Below are 17,000 nucleotides of genomic sequence, written 5' to 3'. Positions count from 1 at the left end.
TTTGTTTTTCAATTTCTTTCGAAAATGGAGTTAGTTTAAAGTTGTGGTGTACAGTCTATGGAGATTTTACGATAAATCCGTCCAATACGTATGAAAATACATATTGGACTTTTTTCTGTTCAACTAACAATTTAGTAGAATGTCAAATTCATTAACGAATACTTGCCATCGATAAAAAATCACCTCTAAAGAAACCCCAATATTTCCGCATATAAAAATTGCAATAGAGTTAATTGCCCTAACCCTATAATCTTAGCTGAATAGAATAATGAAGAAAGGGGGTGTAAAAATGTGTATGAATTGTATGAATTCAACGTGCGGCGGCTGCGCAAATAAAAATGAGTGTACTGCACTCGGTCCTTTTGAAGCTATAGAAGCTGCATGTATTACTACTCCACCAGCTACAGGCTCCATCATCCCATTCGCATCAGGAATAGTTCCTGTTATTTTAACATCAGTTCTTGGTGGCGCGATCGGTACAGTAAGTATGGTAGGATTCGGCACGTCTATTCCAGGGGTAACTCTTACTGGTACAAATATAGATTTAACAGCTGCTACTGGAACGGAAGCCTTTTCAGTTCCACGTGCAGGTACTATTACATCTATTTCTGCGTCCTTGTCCGCAACAGTTGCTTTAACCCTTACAGGAACAGCAACAGTCAGAGCACAAATTTACCGCGCGGTTGCGGGAAGTAATGTTTTCAGCCCTACAACAGCATTTGTTGATTTAGCACCAGCTCTCTCAACAATAGCAATAGGTACTATTACATTTGGTACTGCAAACGTTGCACCAGTGCCAGTAGCTGCTGGTGATCGTTTATTAATGGTGTTCTCCGTTACTTCCTCAGGGATTGTTACTACTATTACTGGTAATGCAAGTGCAGGAATTAATATTGTATAAAAGATTATGTTCGTAAGTTAGATTAAGGCTACCATACAGTATCATTATCCGTGTAACATACGATAATTACTTGAAAACAATTTCAAAAGTAGGCGATTTCCTTCAAGATCAGGAAATCGCCTACTTTTCGCTCTGAGAAAAAATTTTTCATTTCGCCAAAGCTATCTGAATATGAGCTAGATGATGCTTCCCGTGCCAAGCATATAAGGCTACAGCTTTTTCAAGCGTCATTAATCCTGAATCAGGATGATGAAATGCTCGTTGTAATTGCTCTGCTGTTAAGCTTTCCAGCAAATAAACCCAGCGTGCATGTAAGCCCTCAATCATTTTATAAGATGTCGAAACAGGCATTTCCGAATCCGGAAGCTGTGCCCATTCCACTTCGTTATAAGGTTTAATTGTCGGAGTATCCTCTGTTAAAGCTAGCTTAAAACGAATGTAGCTATTCATATGACTATCTGCAATATGGTGGACAAGCTGCGTAACCGTCCAACCATTTTCTCGGTAGGATTTCGTTAATGCTTGTTCACTTGCTCCGTTAAGTGCCTCTGCTAGTTGTGTCGGTAATAGACGAATATCTTCTATCCATTCCTTTACTTGCTGCGCTGTCACTACTTCCGGAAATTGAAATTGTCCAATTGGATATCGTAAATCGGTCATGTAGCTATCCTCCATTTCTATTTTCTTACTTTTCATATTACCAATTTTATATTTTTCACGCTATTCACCTTAATTTTTTAAGTAAAACCCTCATTTGTAAGAATTATACTTACAAAATGAGGGTCATTGTGTGAAATATTGGATCATCACCATAACGTGTGGTTGATTTCCGTTCCGACTGGGCGCTTTGTTGCTGACGCTTCGCTGCAGGGTTTCGGGCCAACACGATGTTGGTCACGAAGGCTAATCCCCAAGGAGTCGCCCAGTCTCCACTCCAATCAACTTATAAATGGCATACGTTTTAAGAAATGTCATCCACAACTTTTGGTGATGAGCCAAAATAATGTTCAATTTTCAACACTCCCTTTAATTAAAAATACAATATAATGCTTTTTAGTCACGAATAAACCGCATTACCATAAGATAATGCGGTCACCACTCTTTATTTTTTGTTCACAAAACGTATTGCTCTACTCATAACAGTTGGAACGATTGAAGCATGATTTTCCTCCAATGCTTCATAGAAGGAGATATCCATGATTTTCTGTAAATTGCTCGCAATTTGTTGAGCATCATCCACCATAAAGGTTTCAAGTTCCCCCACACCGATGAATAATTTTTCATAAGCAAATGGACGCTCTTTTATAAATGTTGACGCATAACTGAATAGTTCATGCTCATTCCACCAAATAGAAGGGCTAATCGCTATATAACGTTGGAAGGTTGCTTGATGATGGAATAATTGCCAAAGCACAAAGTAGCCCGCTAATGAGTGCCCAAACAGTGATTGTTGCTGCATATTCACAGGGAATTGAGCCTGAATACTCGGCTTTAATTCCTCCTCTAAAAATCTATTAAAGTTCTCTGCTCCTCCATGTTTCTCATGGCCCTTACCTTTAAATCTTGCAGGATAAGTATACGTTTCGGCTTGTCCTGTAAAATCATAAAATCTTCGTTCATGCATATCCGCACCATGCCCAATACCTACAACAATAGTTGGCAAAATACCTGTTTTAGGTGCATTGCGGCTTTGTAGGCGGACCGCTTCCTTTACAAGATGGAAATAAGACGACCCATCTAATACGTATAAGACTGGAAAACCTCCTTCCGGTACTTCTCCGTTCGGTACATAAATATTTACCGTATACGTATAATCCGTAAACTTCGATACAATTTGCTGAGTAACATAATCAAGTGTTTTCACGATTTTCTCCTCAATCATTTGTCGGCCTCCTTCATAACATCATAGCCATAACATACTGGTGTTTTCGTAACTGGATCTTCCATAATTCGTGCATTAATATTGAATACGTCCCGCATAACATCTGCACATAAAATTTCCTCCGGCGTGCCAGTTTTCATTACAGCCCCCTGCCGCATTGCGATTAAATGATCAGAATATCGTGCCGCGTGATTAATATCGTGCAACACCATAACGATCGTACAACGATGCTGTTCGTTTAAGTCTTTCACAATTTCTAGCACCTCTAACTGATGCGCCATATCTAAATAAGTTGTCGGTTCGTCTAATAACAAAATACTTGTTTCTTGGGCTAAGGCCATTGCCAGCCATACACGTTGGCGTTGACCTCCGGAAAGCTGAGCTAGTTCACGATTACGATACTCCATTGTATTTGTGACCGTTAAAGCCCATTCAATCATTTCCTCATCCTTGTTTGTTAAGCGATTCACGTTATTTCGATGTGGATAACGACCATAAGCAATGAGCTCCTCAACCTTCAACTGACCTGGTGCAACAGGCGTCTGTGATAAGATTGCTAGCTTTTTCGCAATTTCCTTTGTCGATAAATTTTGCATGTTTTGGTCCTGTAAATAAACCGTGCCCTGCTGCTTCTTTAATATACGACCAATTGTTTTTAAGAGTGTAGATTTTCCACATCCATTGGGGCCAATAATAGTCGTAACCTTTCCTTCTTCTATTGTTAAATTCAAGCCTTCAAACACACGAACCTGCTCATATCCAGAAGATAAATTTTCCATTCTAAATGCCGTTTGCACACTTTTTCCTCCTATGCCTTCGATTTCACTAGTAAATATAAGAAGTACGGAATCCCAATTATCGAGACAACAATACCAACTGCCAACTCAGACGGCGCAAATACTGTTTTTCCTATAAAATCAGCTAAAATAAGCAATCCCGCACCTATCAACGCACTGACTGGCATGACATAACGATGTTGAATACCAACAAGCTGTTTAGCAATATGTGGTGCCATTAATCCAATAAAACCGATACTACCTGATACCGATACACAAGCACTGACTAAGCCGACGCTTGCCAATAACAGCTTCATTTTCTCTTTTTCCACTGCTATCCCTAAGCTAGTAATGCTATCCTCTTCTAATTGAAAATAATCGAGCAAATACGATTTCCGATGAACATAAAAGCCTAATAAAATAAGCCACGGCAACATAGTCACAACAAAAATCCAGTTTGCATTATAAATAGAGCCTGCCATCCAAACTGCGGCAGCTTCAAAATCCTGAGCATTCATTTTCAATGATAAAAACAGTGACAATGCCCCAAAGCCACTATTTATCGCAATCCCTGTTAAAATTAGCCGTTGCATATCTAAATGACCGTTCTTCATGGCAAACGAGAAAATCAACACTGCTGCCATCGCACCACCGACGAATCCAAAAATCGGCATCATTAAAATGGAGAACCAGCTACTCATATCTGCAGATGTGAGACGTAATTGGAAGAAAAACATAAATATGACCACTGCTGCACCAGCACCAGCATTGATCCCTAAAATCCCAGGGTCTGCTAGGCCATTACGCGTAATACCTTGTAGCACAACCCCCGCCATCCCTAAACCAACACCTACTAATGCTGCAATAACAATACGTGGTAAACGGAATTCAAAAATGACAAGATCAAATTTTGGATTTGGATCAATGCGTAGCAATGTTTTTAAAACATCCATCACCGACATATCAAAGACACCATTTGTAAGATGGAGATAGCTGGCACCAAAAATAAATAACATGAGTATTGAAACAGTCAAAACGAATACACTTGAGGTTTTCTTACGCACGTTTTTCACCTCCGTGTTTACGAACTAAATATAAGAAGAATGGGACACCAACCAATGCCGTTAATACGCCGATTGGAGTTTCGAATGGGTAATTAACAAAGCGACTGAGTACATCACAAAGCGCTAAGAAAAACGCACCTACTACAGCTGCACATGGAATGATAAAACGGTAATCCACTCCAACAAGGAAACGTGTAATATGAGGAATGACTAACCCTACAAAGGCTATCTTTCCTACAAGTGCAACTGCCGTACCTGTCAAACATACAACGGCAAGCATACTAATAATTTTCACTGATTTAGTTTTTTGCCCAAGTCCAATAGCGATATCTTCTCCTAGTGAAGTTATCGTAATAGCTTTTGCTGATAATAATGCAAGAACTAAACCGACTAGCCCAAATGGAATAGCTAGCACGAGCATATCCATATCCACCATATGAACTTTTGTGTTATACCAAACACTTACCGTTTGCGATACTTGAAAATACATCGCAATGGCTGTAGCAATACTGCTTAAAAACGTACCAATGACCGTTCCAATAATGGCGAGCCTTACTGGTGATAAACCATTTCGAATTAAAGAGCCAAAACCAAATACAATACCTGCTCCTAATGCTGAACCGAGCATTGAAAGTAAGATCATTTGGTAATTTGGAAGCCCTGGGAAAAATACAATTGCTATCGTAATCATAAATGCCGAACCATCATTAACGCCCATTAATGATGGAGAGGCTAAATAATTTCGTGTAATACCTTGCATCACTGCCCCCGCTACTGCTAAAAATGCTCCAACCAATAAAACTGCGGCAATTCTAGGAATACGTCCAGTTCGTATAATTTGGTGGTCAACATTTGAAGGGTCAAATGCAGTAATCGCCTGCCACACCGTTATTGCGCTAATGTCTTTTGTGCCGTACATAACGGATACTAATGCCACAATCGCAATTAGGAATGGAGAAGCTGCTAATATTGAAAATGCCACAATGTTTGTTTTTTTCAACTTCCACACCTTTTTCTATATCAATTATGCCTCGGTATAATTGCGTCCGGAGGCTTTAACTTATAAAAGGCTGGTAATAGCCTGGTGATGCCACCAAATCTACTACCAGCCTCTCTACACTATTTAAGTAATTTTTCAGCTACGATGTCTAAGAATTTTACCTTAGACCATGCAGTACCACCTTGTGCTAAAGGTTCAATGGCATTCACGAAAACTTGATTATTTTGTGATGCCTTTAAGCTTGCAAAGATTGGATTCTTTTGTAGCTCTTCTAATGCTTTTGGTGCATCGGCATTTTCTGATTCCTCGAATTGAAGGAAAATAGCATCAGGATTAACCTCTGCTAATGTTTCAAGAGATAGTTCAGCCTGGGCCTTTGCAGTTTTTAAAATCTCTGGTATTGGAGCCCCTAAATCTTCATATAGAACAGGGTTTAAGTAAACGCCTGCAGGATAGATATACATGATGCCACCACGTACTCGAATAACTAGAACTTGCTTGTCCGCTAATTGCTCTTTAGATTTCACTTGAGAATCAGCAACCTTCGCTTCATAATCTGCAATGATTTTTTTTGCCTCATCTTCTTTACCTGAAAGCTGTGCAAGTAATGTTAAGTTCTCTTTCCAATTTGTAGAGACATGTGAATACGGAATCATCGTTTGAATTTTATTGAGTTTTTCAGCCATTTCCTCTGGATATTTTGAGGAACCTAAAATAACATCTGGATCAAGTTTAAGAATGGCTTCAGTATTCGGTGTCATTTTATTTCCAACAAGCTCAGCACCTTCTAATTCAGAAGCAAGATATGATGGGATTTTCCCACCGATATCAAGCACGCCAACAGGCTTGATACCGAGCATTACCGCGTCTTCCATGGACTCTAAGCTTGCAGCCACTATGTTTTTAACATCTGCGGCAATTTCATATTTTTCACCTAAGTATGTAATCGTTTGTGTTTTCGCTTGATTTGTTTGCGTTTCTGTTGCACTAGTTTCTGCTGCATTATTTGTAGATGTAGCAGATTCTTCTGCTTTATCCGTTCCACACGCAGCCAAGGATAGCGCTAATAGAGCAGGTGCACACATTTTAAAATATTTATTCATAGATATATTCTCTCCTAGCAAACTTGATTATATTGATAATGATAATCATTTTCATTTATAAGTCAATAGAGTTTATCAATTTAATTGATATTCATTATCATTTACGATTCCTATCCTAACAAAGAGAAAAGCAGTTGTGAATGGACAATTTCACGAATCACATGGACTTTTGCCGATTTTAACTTCTTTCATCAGGTGTTCAAATACCTGATGAAAGAAGTTAAAGCCTCCGGCGGATGTCACAAAAAAAGCTGCTTCTTTTTTCAAGAAACAACTTTTTATACGTATTTTGCTTCCTCAATCATTAATTTCCGATAAGCTGTCGGGGACATTCCAACACATTTTTTAAATACTCGACTGAAATAAAAGCAATCTGCATAGCCTACACATTCAGCTATTTCCGCTACTGGTGAATCATCATATTTCAGTAACTCCTTCGACCGTCGTATGCGATATTCCGTTAAGTAGACACTAGGATTCATCCCAGTATGCTGTTCAAAGAGATAGGCAAACCTACGACGCTCCACGCCAAATTCTTCAGCAATTTTCGAAACAGAAAGTTGTGTAGCATAATTCTCATGTATATACTGTAAAGCTTGCTCCATCTGGTCACTTGCCGTATCGAGCACCTTCACTTTTGCCGACATAAGAATGGCTTCCAAAAGATTCATAAATAGAGTCTTTGCTTTGAATATTGACATATTACCTGGCATTGCTTGGCTTTCTATTAACTGCTGTACATAGTCAATAATTTTTGTATGATAGCCTGTATTGATTAAAAAGTGCTGAGCTGATAATGAATATTGAGGTATTTCTTCAGAAGGGATATGATAATGAACAACTGCATACTCCCATTGCTTATCATCAGAAGCTTTAATTTCGATTGGCATTTGTGGCCCTGCATGTACGACCATACCCAGCTCCATTGCATATGGGATACCGTTAAAACTAAATATAGCGCTACCAGCAAGCGGCACAACCAACCCACACTTTCCAGGGGCTGTTGTTCGACCTTTATCTACTTGGCCGGGCTCCATTTTATTCGTAAAAACATCCGTAAATTTTACAGACGCATGTGCATAGTATTCAATTAAATGCTTGATATCCATTTTATAGCCTCTACATTCTTTAAAACTCTTTGAATTTGTGAAAAATGATGCAAATCATGATCTACTAAACTAGTAAAATAACGGTGAAGTGTTAATTCAGAAGCACCTATTGTAAAAGGCTGTTGCCATTGCTGATCAACTATTTGATAAAGCGCGTCCATTAGCTGATGTCTCTGATGGATAAAATTAGCTATCGTTTCACCTTTACTTTGTGCGCGACTATTCCTTGCAGCACTAGTATTCATCTCTTCTACAGTTGGTCCTTTTGGTAAGCTTTCTTCTGTAAAAAGAAATGGTAGTCGTTGTTTTACCACGAATTCATCCCATGGGGTAAGATGCCCAATTATCTCTGCTACCGTCCATTTTCCAGGCCCTATAGACGTGCGCCATTGTTCTTCAGTTATGCTTACTAGACTTTCCATAAGTACGATAGATTTTTCATAATGAGAAATTATTTGATGTTTATCGTAATACAAAATCTTTAGCTCCCTCGCTTCATTTTAGTAGATAATTTGTAGCTTCGGCCAACTTGATTTCCACTGCTTGTTACGAACTCTATCCATATAAACCTCATGCATTTGAGAGTCTTTCTGAAAATATGGTGTAGGAGCGACAATTCCAGAAACTAAGTGCTTAATACCATGAGGTGCAGCTATCTCAAGCATCCCATCTGCAAGCCTAACACCGATAGCTGTTGGGATCTCTGGAAAATGTGCCACTCCATCAATGGATGACTGATAAGGCTCACTATTATTTACTACATGCATCCTTGCTTGATTTTTCACAGACCAAGGCTCATTCGGTAAATACTTCGTCAATTTCTGTTCATACCGCTTCTCATAGTTCTTTGAGAGATTTACTTTATCAAAATATATCACATCAATATCATCTAATGGCGTTCTATATTCCTTTTCATGCAGATAATCCCACACCTTAGATCGAATAAATCCTGCACATACCCATGAATCAGGTAATCTTAGCATCTCTACAGTTTTTAAAATACCCATCATCCATTCATCTGCTGCAATTAAGCTCTTTAGCTCTTGTTCTGTTTTTATCAGCTTCATTCACCTCTGATTTTGTCATACCAATGCTTACGCTGTTTCCTAATTAATGATTCTCAAGATTGCACTTTGTATAAATATCATTTATACAAAACAAAAAATAATATATTAGATTTATAAATAATTTAGCAATACCCTATAACTAACAACGTTAAAGGAGACGCTTATGAAAAAATCTTTTATTTTCATTGTGACCGTTGCCATTGCAATAGGACTTTTTTATACAAAGCTTTCACTGACACTCGTCGGTATCGGAGTTATTGCTGCTTTTATCGGCACTCTTGCTGGGGGTGCTGGACTTATTACGATCCCTGCTATGATGCTTGTTGGCATACCTATTCAAACAGGCATTGCTACGAATAAATTTTCATCGGGCATTGCAGCACTGTCGAGTATCTTTTATCTTCTTTATTATAAAGAGCTTCGTCTAGTATCTATTATGAAATATATTGCTGTAGCGTTAGTCGGAGGCGTTTGTGGAGCACTCCTAACAGTATCCATCTCAGAAAAAACAATGAATATTATTGCATGTATTCTACTTATCTTCGCCTTATTTATAACGCTGAAAAATAAAGAATGGACTGTTAACTCCGAAGAAAATGACACTAAGCGCAGCAATAAATTATGGCAGCCATTTTTAATCGCGGTTTATGATGGCGGCTTTGGACCTGGCTCTTCAACCTTCAGCATACTACATTTTTTACGCTACCATTACACCTACATAAAGGCTGTACAGCTCACACGCGTACTTATTTTCGGGAGCTGCACAGGGGCATTTATAGTATTTTACCAAACTGGCTTTATTCAATGGCATTACGCAATTGCGATGGCAATTGGCTCCATCATCGGCTCTCAAGTCGGACTTTTTATTCTACCGAAAGTTCCGATAAGAATAGCTAAAATACTGCTAATAATTATCATTTCATTATTACTTATTCAAGTAGCAATAAAAATAATTTAACTACTTAAATGTTCATGAATTAACTTCCATTCATTGTTTAGGACAGTAAAAATATTCGTTGCTCTTCCGCTACCTGATACAAAATTTTCCGTTATGATAGCCTTCATAGTGGTATGTATAAATACAGGTAGCTGATTGTTCATCAACTGTGAGCCACTGTACATCGGTAGCCGAATATACTTCTTCTTTTATCAATTCCCACGCATTGTTGAAATAAGCTCCTATTTCTTCTACTGTTGTGCATGTTTTATCGGTAAACCAATACACTGCTTGCGGATGCAAAATTTCTTTTACGTTATTGAAATCATGGGAATTTGTAGCTGCAATATAGCGCTCTAAAGCTTGTTGATATGACATGGTAATTCCCCCTTTTTTAACTCATCTTAAAATCCATTAATCGGAAATGCAAATAGCATGTTAGTAAATTACTTCCTAACATGCTATTTTTATATACATAATTACTCTATATATCCGTTTAATGCTTGTGTATACTTTTCTCTTAGAATATAGTATTCGTATTTATATATGTTTATATCTGATTCAATTCGCTGAATATCTCGATCTATTTTCTCTACTTCTATACTAGTAATCACTCCAGCATTATATTGTATTTCTAAATCTTTTTTATCTGCAATTAAAGATTCTTTGGCTTTATACAAATCAGCCATATGCAAAAACATTTCTTCGAGGATCTCCCCCTTTTTTAATGCAAAAGTAAGTTATTTCTTTTAGAAGTAACTCGGATTAAAAAATATAATGATGCAAAAGCTAACGTAACCGGTGACCCAGCGATTGTACAATTTTTTTACAATTGTATATAGAATTGAAATTAAACTATACAATAAAAAGAATAATAATACCTTTTCTTTTATTATTTTAAGACTTTAAAGACAGTATTTCACTACTCTCTATAATTCTAATAATAATTTTATTTGTTTAAATTCATAAGCTATACAAATTTATTATCTTTCTATTTTTCTCCCCCTTACATGGCATTGTCTATAGAGAAAGCCACATAACAATTTATACTACTGTAAAATATTCGATTTATTGTAATCCGAAAATTACACCAATAATATTTATAAATATGGTATATAAACCAAACATCTCTTAAATACATCTACCTCTATCACTCGATATAATTGCGTGATTCCACTTACATACAGTTGCGGAATTACACAATTGTACGACTTTAAGGGGATGTATATGATTCAAATATAAGCGCCTAAATTTATCAGAAGAAGGAAAACTAAAACGGAGATGACAATCCGATATTTACCAACAGATTCGGAACTTACTACTCTTAAGTCTTGAAGAACTAAAAATGACGTGAATTTTAACTAATTTTAGGAATCTGAGAGGGGTGAAATTATGTATCTTAACGAAAATTTAAACCTATCAGTATTAAGTCAAGAAGATTTACTTTTAATTGATGGTGGAAAAATTGCGGCCGGTGTTGGTGCATTTGGATTTGGAGTTGCCGCAGGGAAGAACTTATGAAGGATTTACACAATAATGGTATAGTAGGAGGAGAGTCTATTTTATGCAAAATTTAGGAATTTTATCACATGAAGAATTACTCGCTATTGAAGGTGGTGTGAATTGGGGGCAGGTTGCTGAAGGTTTCGGAACTCTAGCACTAGCAACAGGTTTCCACAGCAGCCTCAACATCCCTATCACCAGCACTTCCATTATCAGTAGCAGCAGCTACTACAGGCCTTGGACTTCAAGTAGCTGGTTATATTCAAGTTGCTGCAGGTTTTTCTTCTAAGTAAATTCAAAAGGATATTAGTTCCTTTCATTACGAGGTGATTACCATGGCATATAAGCAAAAGTTTGTTGTTTTTCTTTTAATAGGTATGGGGTTTACTATACAAGGAGTTGCAAGGCTTTCTCAGTTAATTGTTTACTCGAATTTGAATTGGTTTGAATTAATTTATTCCTCTTTTACATTAATAGTAGGATTTTCAGTTTTATTCATATCAAGAGATAATTTCAAAAAAATGAGAAAAAATAAAGGATAGGCGTAAAAAAAACACCCTCAGCTCATTTATATCTTGTAAGTTTCAAATAGCGCCCATTTGTTCTTCAAAGGTCTATCAATATAATAACTGTATATATTTTAAAAAGCGAGATTAAAATAACAAGTGTGTTCATTAACTAAAATCATCCAATTTCAATTCATGAAGCTTAGGATACAACGCCAAAGTTTTATTGATACACAAGCATCATTCAAGAGGTAGGGCCGTTCAAATGAACAGGCAAGAGAAACCTGCGAATGACAGGTATTTTTAACCCTTTTTCTTTTGGCCTTGCTTATGTAAGAAATTCAATAAAATAAAGGCAATCAATGCAGCGAACAATTGATTAAATACCGCATTGGGCACTGTACCAAAAAGAATCGGCACATTCAAGTTTAATCCAACGAAAAAATGATTTGATTGCCCAGCTTGATTTGTACATATTCGCAATCTCTTCCGGTGTGATGTTCACGATTTCGTATAAGCAAATTACTGAATCATACAACTATGAAAAAGATGTAGACAACGTACATTTATATGAAGGATGATTACTTAATAATTTTTAGCATTCTTTCAAAAATAGAACAGGAGATACGAATGAAGATATTTTGGAGGACGGCCGTTTCAACAGCTATAATATTTATCATTTTCGGGATCAACACAATAATTTTTAAGCCAGGTACCCTTCAAACAACATTTAATGGTTTAGGTTTATTAATTGTGTTACTTTACAATCAATTTAAACCACTAGAAAAGGAATGATAAAAAATTCTCATACATAAAAGGGAGACTAGCAATATGCGAAGAATGATTATCTGGATTACTTTCATTACATTCTACTTCATTGGAAGTATGTTTATTAACAATTTCATAGAACCTGCTTTTCGATATCTTCTAATAGGGACATTATTTATGGTTGTATTTTATTCCTATAAGTACCTTATATCAAAAAACATTATCTAAATAACTTATGTATAGGTTATTATGTATGTGGAAATTCTAAGTTTCTATTTAAAAGGAGCTTATATCCCCATATTCATAGAATATTTACTGGTAGATTCCCTTTTCCCGTAATAAACCTTATTGATTTTACACAATTTAAATATTTCAAGAATGGTTTGATTATATGTATAAAAATGTTTTAATTAGCACTTGTTCGTAATAACAGCTACGTGTAGTTTCTTGTAATTAATTACTTTTTATAAATGACGGATATCTTCGCTAATAGGTGGTGAACAATTGTGATTAATAGCAAAGCTGTACTTATCCCTATGTTAGTCTTATTTATTACTCTTTTACGCCAAGTAATAATTCATTGGGGAGAAAATACGACCGTATTTTGGTTCTATTTATTCGGTGTAATTTTTTTGGCCATTGTTTTATTGTATTCATTTTTTGTAACTAAAAGAAAGAAAGAACTTTAGTATCGAGAACCATGTTAACTGGATTATTAACAATCCAATAACCGAAAAACCTCTACTAATCTACACTCCAATTTTAAACACAAGGTGCTCTTTCCTCAAAGGGCTATTGTAAAATTCGTAAATAATTTGATCAAATTTTTTTCGAAACAAGGAATAAGTTTTGGGACTATTAATAGCGAAAATTTATTTCAAAGAATAAATAAAGAGAGAAATATATAATGAAAAAATCAGAGATACAAAGAATACTGCCCTTATTTATATTTTTCTGTGTTGCCTTAGTTGTAGCAATCGTAGAAAATGCGTCATTTTTTATTAAACTCTATGGATTGGGCATAATTGCATGTATATGTTCAGGAACTCTTATGTATTTTAGAAAAAATAAATAGCGAAATTTTGTAGTGAGCACTAGCTATATTGTAAATGTGATTATGCTGGCATATAAGCAACATCCTATAGTCATTCTTTTATCCAGAATAACCTTTACAATATATGGTTCTAACAAGAAAATAACATCAGAATCAATACCACGAATTTCCTTACTTATACCAAGAATAGAACCAATAAAACGGAAGTGAGATAATCATATGCAAAAATTTATAATTAGTATTACTTTTACAATAAGTCTTGCGTTTGGAATATGGTAATTGACCAATTTGTAGCTAAAGGTTTTCTTCGCCATCTGTTAATTGGGGTACTTGTTTCTATATTATTTTCTTTAGTGAATACCTTCTATCGAAAATATTCGCAAAACAATAGCTGACTGAATATGAAAAACGCAATCCAAGCCCTCTACATAAATAAGCTAATTAAACGCCTCCACAATAGCTTGTTGCTCAACTGCTGAAACACCTACAAATTATATCTTTTTCTTTTAACAGCGTAATTAAGATTTACTATTAAATATTGAATTAATTTACTCACAAAAAACCTCGTCCCATTAATATGCATGACAAAGACTGTGCAGGGAGTCTATGATAAGAGTAAAAAAATAAGGAGGTTATCCATGCTTGCTACTATTCAGAAACAACAAAATAACTATGTCGTAAAATTCAATCGCCCGCAGTCACATTCAGTGGATGCTGTTTGGGCAGTATTAACGGATAATGACAAGCTTCAAAGATGGATGAATAATTTAGAAATCATTGATCTTCGAAAAAACGGTAAAATCCATTTTAATATGAATGATGGAACAAATGCTTATAAGGAAATAGCGATTACAGACTATGCCGAGAAGGAAGTACTCGAATTTGATTGGGGCAAAGATACAGTAAGATTTGAACTCTCTCCCACTGGCAATGGCTCCATATTAGTATTAGTTGAATCGATTGGTGAGCTAACTGAGCATACACCAAAGGATTTAGCTGGCTGGCATGTATGCTTAGACTTGCTTTCGGACTTATTAAATGGAACTGTACATGAAGAATTTCCAATAGAAGAATGGCAAAAATGGTTTGCAAAGTATAAGCAACTTGTGGATGACGTAGAGAAGATTTAAGTTATTACGAATAAAACTCCTAGAGCAGTACGTGCTTTAGGAGTTTTCATAGTGTTGAAAACTTTATTTAAAATGACACCTTTATTTTATAGGCATAACAGTCTATATGAACCATTTATCACGGCTACTTAATACGCCTAATTACCATCTCGAACATTCATATGAGCGAATATTTCTTCTTGCAATAGTTTGGAAGCGCCAACCACTTCTGCTACTCCATCGGAACCCTGCAATAAACTCTCTTCCTACAGCAGTTAGGAAGAACCAAAAGCCTGATCCATTAAACATCCATATATACGTATTTCTAAATAAGCATGATTGAATACCACTTGTACCTATTCCGAATGGTGGAAGTGATGGCGCAAAGCTAGGTGGTGGACCAAGAGGCATTTGACCTGCTGGTGGCGGACCAAAATCAGGTGGTCCAAATGATGGTGGTGGACTAAAACTAGGAGGTCCGAACGATGGTGGCGGTCCAAAGCCAGGCGGTCCAAACGATGGTGGTGCTCCAACACCAGGCAGTCCGAACGATGGTGGTGCTCCAACACTAGGCAGTCCGAACGATGGTTCGAAACCAGGTTCTGGAAGCGGCATAATTTCTTCATATGGATTGTACAAGATAAACCCCTCCTTTTACATAATTCAATATATGTAAAAGGGCTAATAACCGTTGAGCAATTGCCTATTAGCTTAGATTTAGTCGTCCTAAACTGCATTCGTATTTCCATGGTCAATACCGTATAATAAAAGGTATGTTTTCCAAGAAAAGGGGTACTTATGCGAAAAACATTTTTACTAATTACTACAATTCTATTGTCCTTTGGGATCTGGCTATTTTTTAACTCTACAAATTCTTCTGCAGATTCAACAAGTATTCAAGACAGGCTAGCTGCTGTTAAAAAGTACAAATATTATTTAGATAAAGGGAACGATAAGATTGGCAAGGAAATGGCTAAAGAAGATTTAGTCATTGTGGAGCCTATCGAAATGCAGCAGAAGTATATTAAGCAGGCTCAAAAAAATGGAACATTAATTTATGGCTATATTAATGCAATGGAAGCAGACAAATGGAATATAGAGTTCTATAGCCGATTGAAAGAAGAGGATTTTTATAAAGACGAGCGCGGGGAAAAGATGTATTTCTCTGAATGGGATTCGTATTTAATGGATATGACATCTAAACACTATCAAGCGCTTTTACTAGAAGAAATTCAAAAACAAATTGTTCAAAAAGGGTTAGATGGTGTGTTTTTAGATACTGTTGGCAATATCGAGTCCTACTTACCTGAAAAAGAACAGGGCGCTCAAAATGAAGCAATGCTTGCCTTTATAAAAAACATAAAGCAGCAATATAACGACTTGTCTGTTGCTCAAAATTGGGGCTTTCAAACATTAGCTGATTATACAGCACCATATATCGATTTTGTTATGTGGGAAAACTTTTCGTATGATGTAGTCGGAGAAGATGAATGGGCGTTTAATAAGATGCAGCAATTAGTTCAGATCCGAGAAAAATTCGGTACTCAGGTGATGACAATCGGATTTAACGACGAAGAGAAAAGTCGTGCATTAGCTGAAAAATATCATTTTAAATTCTTTTATAGCCCAGCAGGATCTTACTACAACACATGGCAGTAATGTCACCCTCATCTATTAAATAATGCTTACAATCCTCTCCTTCAAGCAACACTTATCGGAGAGGATTTTTTGTAATGTAATTATCTAGACAAATAAGAGTGCATCACTCGCCAATCCTCAAGCTTTTCTTCAAAAGATTTAATATTCTTCCCAGGTATTGGGCTAGTCGAAGGCATTTTTTGATATGCTCGACCATCTAAAACCTCAAGGCCGATATGCTTTTTAAACACCTCGAATGCCTTTGCACCATTAAAAAGCACTAACTCAATATTAGGATAGTGTGCAAAAAGCGTTTTAAAATCATTCGGTTTTTCATTACGAATGGTTGCATCTAAGCTTCCTTTACGCTCGCACGACTCTATGGTATCCGATACGAAAAACATATACATTTCTTAAAAAATGTAGACATCTCTACTGTGACACAACTTATATCTTCCGACTTTCGTATTTGTGTCTTCCTTATTCTCCGAGTCTGGTTTCGCAAAAAGCTACTGCCATTTAGTATGACTCTCCAAAGGCTTAAATTCCGCAGTATCGTTGCGTACACATCTAAGGTTTAGTG

General features: G+C 36.4%; 19 protein-coding genes and 2 pseudogenes. 8 read left to right on the top strand and 13 right to left on the bottom strand.

Features of this window, described 5'->3' with window-relative positions:
* The first annotated feature begins 289 nt into the window (after positions 1-289).
* A complete protein-coding gene (locus ACFXN8_RS13675; protein WP_386845782.1) occupies positions 290-901 on the top strand; it encodes an exosporium glycoprotein BclB-related protein in 612 nt (203 codons plus the stop codon).
* 147 nt (positions 902-1,048) lie between these two features.
* Here the strand turns inward: ACFXN8_RS13675 and ACFXN8_RS13670 are convergent, their stop codons facing one another.
* From ACFXN8_RS13670 to ACFXN8_RS13630, 9 genes are all read right to left on the bottom strand, one after another.
* Positions 1,049-1,561, bottom strand: a complete 513-nt coding sequence (locus ACFXN8_RS13670; RefSeq protein ID WP_386845780.1) for a YfiT family bacillithiol transferase — start codon at positions 1,559-1,561, stop codon at positions 1,049-1,051.
* A 442-nt stretch (positions 1,562-2,003) separates the two neighbouring features.
* On the bottom strand, positions 2,004-2,783 hold the full coding sequence (locus ACFXN8_RS13665) for an alpha/beta hydrolase (RefSeq protein ID WP_386845778.1): 780 nt from the start codon (positions 2,781-2,783) through the stop codon (positions 2,004-2,006).
* Positions 2,780-3,562 carry an ABC transporter ATP-binding protein gene (locus tag ACFXN8_RS13660; protein ID WP_386845853.1) on the bottom strand — a complete coding sequence of 261 codons (783 nt, stop codon included), beginning with the start codon at positions 3,560-3,562 and terminating at the stop codon, positions 2,780-2,782. The genes ACFXN8_RS13665 and ACFXN8_RS13660 overlap by 4 nt, the downstream gene beginning before the upstream one ends.
* A gap of 29 nt (positions 3,563-3,591) precedes the next feature.
* A complete protein-coding gene (locus tag ACFXN8_RS13655; protein ID WP_483869459.1) occupies positions 3,592-4,575 on the bottom strand; it encodes a FecCD family ABC transporter permease in 984 nt (327 codons plus the stop codon).
* 40 nt (positions 4,576-4,615) lie between these two features.
* Complete coding sequence (locus tag ACFXN8_RS13650; protein ID WP_376072265.1) at positions 4,616-5,623, bottom strand: FecCD family ABC transporter permease; 1,008 nt, start codon at positions 5,621-5,623, stop codon at positions 4,616-4,618.
* A 119-nt stretch (positions 5,624-5,742) separates the two neighbouring features.
* The gene (locus ACFXN8_RS13645) at positions 5,743-6,726 is read right to left on the bottom strand and encodes an ABC transporter substrate-binding protein (protein ID WP_386845774.1); all 984 of its coding nucleotides are present in this window, start codon (positions 6,724-6,726) and stop codon (positions 5,743-5,745) included.
* A gap of 278 nt (positions 6,727-7,004) precedes the next feature.
* A complete protein-coding gene (locus tag ACFXN8_RS13640; RefSeq protein WP_386845772.1) occupies positions 7,005-7,835 on the bottom strand; it encodes a helix-turn-helix domain-containing protein in 831 nt (276 codons plus the stop codon).
* A complete protein-coding gene (locus ACFXN8_RS13635; RefSeq protein ID WP_386845770.1) occupies positions 7,817-8,311 on the bottom strand; it encodes a DinB family protein in 495 nt (164 codons plus the stop codon). Before ACFXN8_RS13635 ends, ACFXN8_RS13640 begins: the two co-directional genes overlap by 19 nt.
* Positions 8,312-8,335: 24 nt before the next feature.
* On the bottom strand, positions 8,336-8,902 hold the full coding sequence (locus tag ACFXN8_RS13630) for a nucleotidyltransferase family protein (protein WP_386845768.1): 567 nt from the start codon (positions 8,900-8,902) through the stop codon (positions 8,336-8,338).
* Positions 8,903-9,065: 163 nt separating this feature from the next.
* Here ACFXN8_RS13630 and ACFXN8_RS13625 point away from each other — a divergent pair, with 163 nt between their 5' ends.
* Positions 9,066-9,860 carry a sulfite exporter TauE/SafE family protein gene (locus ACFXN8_RS13625; protein ID WP_386845766.1) on the top strand — a complete coding sequence of 265 codons (795 nt, stop codon included), beginning with the start codon at positions 9,066-9,068 and terminating at the stop codon, positions 9,858-9,860.
* Here ACFXN8_RS13625 and ACFXN8_RS13620 read toward each other — a convergent pair.
* A pseudogene (locus ACFXN8_RS13620) lies at positions 9,857-10,217 on the bottom strand (YybH family protein). The gene ACFXN8_RS13625 and the pseudogene ACFXN8_RS13620 sit on opposite strands and share 4 nt — an antisense overlap.
* Before the next feature lie 101 nt (positions 10,218-10,318).
* Positions 10,319-10,540, bottom strand: coding sequence for a hypothetical protein (locus tag ACFXN8_RS13615; RefSeq protein ID WP_386845764.1), 222 nt, complete (start codon positions 10,538-10,540; stop codon positions 10,319-10,321).
* 691 nt (positions 10,541-11,231) lie between these two features.
* Here ACFXN8_RS13615 and ACFXN8_RS13610 point away from each other — a divergent pair.
* From ACFXN8_RS13610 to ACFXN8_RS13590, 5 genes are all read left to right on the top strand, one after another.
* A complete protein-coding gene (locus ACFXN8_RS13610; RefSeq protein ID WP_386845762.1) occupies positions 11,232-11,360 on the top strand; it encodes a hypothetical protein in 129 nt (42 codons plus the stop codon).
* Positions 11,361-11,403: 43 nt separating this feature from the next.
* The gene (locus ACFXN8_RS13605) at positions 11,404-11,631 is read left to right on the top strand and encodes a bacteriocin class II family protein (RefSeq protein ID WP_386845760.1); all 228 of its coding nucleotides are present in this window, start codon (positions 11,404-11,406) and stop codon (positions 11,629-11,631) included.
* Between the two features lie 46 nt (positions 11,632-11,677).
* The gene (locus tag ACFXN8_RS13600) at positions 11,678-11,884 is read left to right on the top strand and encodes a hypothetical protein (RefSeq protein WP_386845758.1); all 207 of its coding nucleotides are present in this window, start codon (positions 11,678-11,680) and stop codon (positions 11,882-11,884) included.
* Between the two features lie 594 nt (positions 11,885-12,478).
* Entirely contained in the window at positions 12,479-12,643 is a 165-nt protein-coding gene (locus ACFXN8_RS13595) for a hypothetical protein (protein ID WP_386845756.1), read from the top strand.
* A gap of 1,665 nt (positions 12,644-14,308) precedes the next feature.
* Entirely contained in the window at positions 14,309-14,800 is a 492-nt protein-coding gene (locus tag ACFXN8_RS13590) for an SRPBCC family protein (RefSeq protein WP_386845754.1), read from the top strand.
* 141 nt (positions 14,801-14,941) lie between these two features.
* Here the strand turns inward: ACFXN8_RS13590 and ACFXN8_RS13585 are convergent, their stop codons facing one another.
* On the bottom strand, positions 14,942-15,418 hold the full coding sequence (locus ACFXN8_RS13585) for a hypothetical protein (RefSeq protein ID WP_386845752.1): 477 nt from the start codon (positions 15,416-15,418) through the stop codon (positions 14,942-14,944).
* A gap of 159 nt (positions 15,419-15,577) precedes the next feature.
* Between ACFXN8_RS13585 and ACFXN8_RS13580 the strand changes: the two genes are divergently transcribed.
* On the top strand, positions 15,578-16,438 hold the full coding sequence (locus ACFXN8_RS13580) for an endo alpha-1,4 polygalactosaminidase (RefSeq protein ID WP_386845750.1): 861 nt from the start codon (positions 15,578-15,580) through the stop codon (positions 16,436-16,438).
* 80 nt (positions 16,439-16,518) lie between these two features.
* Here ACFXN8_RS13580 and ACFXN8_RS13575 read toward each other — a convergent pair.
* A pseudogene (locus tag ACFXN8_RS13575) lies at positions 16,519-16,806 on the bottom strand (DNA-deoxyinosine glycosylase); the annotation flags it as partial.
* Positions 16,807-17,000 lie beyond the last annotated feature (194 nt).

This window comes from Lysinibacillus sp. NPDC059133, from assembly GCF_042755925.1.
Lineage (GTDB): Bacteria > Bacillota > Bacilli > Bacillales_A > Planococcaceae > Lysinibacillus.
Note: the sequence above shows the minus strand (reverse complement) of the source record. Positions and strands in the feature narration are given on the sequence as shown.

What these genes read in the sequence shown, in the direction of transcription:
- ACFXN8_RS13675 (WP_386845782.1), top strand. Translation starts at nt 290, where the DNA reads ATGTGTATGAATTGTATGAATTCAACGTGCGGCGGCTGCGCAAATAAA.
- ACFXN8_RS13670 (WP_386845780.1), bottom strand. Translation starts at nt 1,561, where the DNA reads ATGACCGATTTACGATATCCAATTGGACAATTTCAATTTCCGGAAGTA.
- ACFXN8_RS13665 (WP_386845778.1), bottom strand. Translation starts at nt 2,783, where the DNA reads ATGATTGAGGAGAAAATCGTGAAAACACTTGATTATGTTACTCAGCAA.
- ACFXN8_RS13660 (WP_386845853.1), bottom strand. Translation starts at nt 3,562, where the DNA reads ATGGAAAATTTATCTTCTGGATATGAGCAGGTTCGTGTGTTTGAAGGC.
- ACFXN8_RS13655 (WP_483869459.1), bottom strand. Translation starts at nt 4,575, where the DNA reads ATGTTATTTATTTTTGGTGCCAGCTATCTCCATCTTACAAATGGTGTC.
- ACFXN8_RS13645 (WP_386845774.1), bottom strand. Translation starts at nt 6,726, where the DNA reads ATGAATAAATATTTTAAAATGTGTGCACCTGCTCTATTAGCGCTATCC.
- ACFXN8_RS13640 (WP_386845772.1), bottom strand. Translation starts at nt 7,835, where the DNA reads ATGGATATCAAGCATTTAATTGAATACTATGCACATGCGTCTGTAAAA.
- ACFXN8_RS13630 (WP_386845768.1), bottom strand. Translation starts at nt 8,902, where the DNA reads ATGAAGCTGATAAAAACAGAACAAGAGCTAAAGAGCTTAATTGCAGCA.
- ACFXN8_RS13625 (WP_386845766.1), top strand. Translation starts at nt 9,066, where the DNA reads ATGAAAAAATCTTTTATTTTCATTGTGACCGTTGCCATTGCAATAGGA.
- ACFXN8_RS13615 (WP_386845764.1), bottom strand. Translation starts at nt 10,540, where the DNA reads ATGTTTTTGCATATGGCTGATTTGTATAAAGCCAAAGAATCTTTAATT.
- ACFXN8_RS13610 (WP_386845762.1), top strand. Translation starts at nt 11,232, where the DNA reads ATGTATCTTAACGAAAATTTAAACCTATCAGTATTAAGTCAAGAAGAT.
- ACFXN8_RS13605 (WP_386845760.1), top strand. Translation starts at nt 11,404, where the DNA reads ATGCAAAATTTAGGAATTTTATCACATGAAGAATTACTCGCTATTGAA.
- ACFXN8_RS13600 (WP_386845758.1), top strand. Translation starts at nt 11,678, where the DNA reads ATGGCATATAAGCAAAAGTTTGTTGTTTTTCTTTTAATAGGTATGGGG.
- ACFXN8_RS13595 (WP_386845756.1), top strand. Translation starts at nt 12,479, where the DNA reads ATGAAGATATTTTGGAGGACGGCCGTTTCAACAGCTATAATATTTATC.
- ACFXN8_RS13590 (WP_386845754.1), top strand. Translation starts at nt 14,309, where the DNA reads ATGCTTGCTACTATTCAGAAACAACAAAATAACTATGTCGTAAAATTC.
- ACFXN8_RS13580 (WP_386845750.1), top strand. Translation starts at nt 15,578, where the DNA reads ATGCGAAAAACATTTTTACTAATTACTACAATTCTATTGTCCTTTGGG.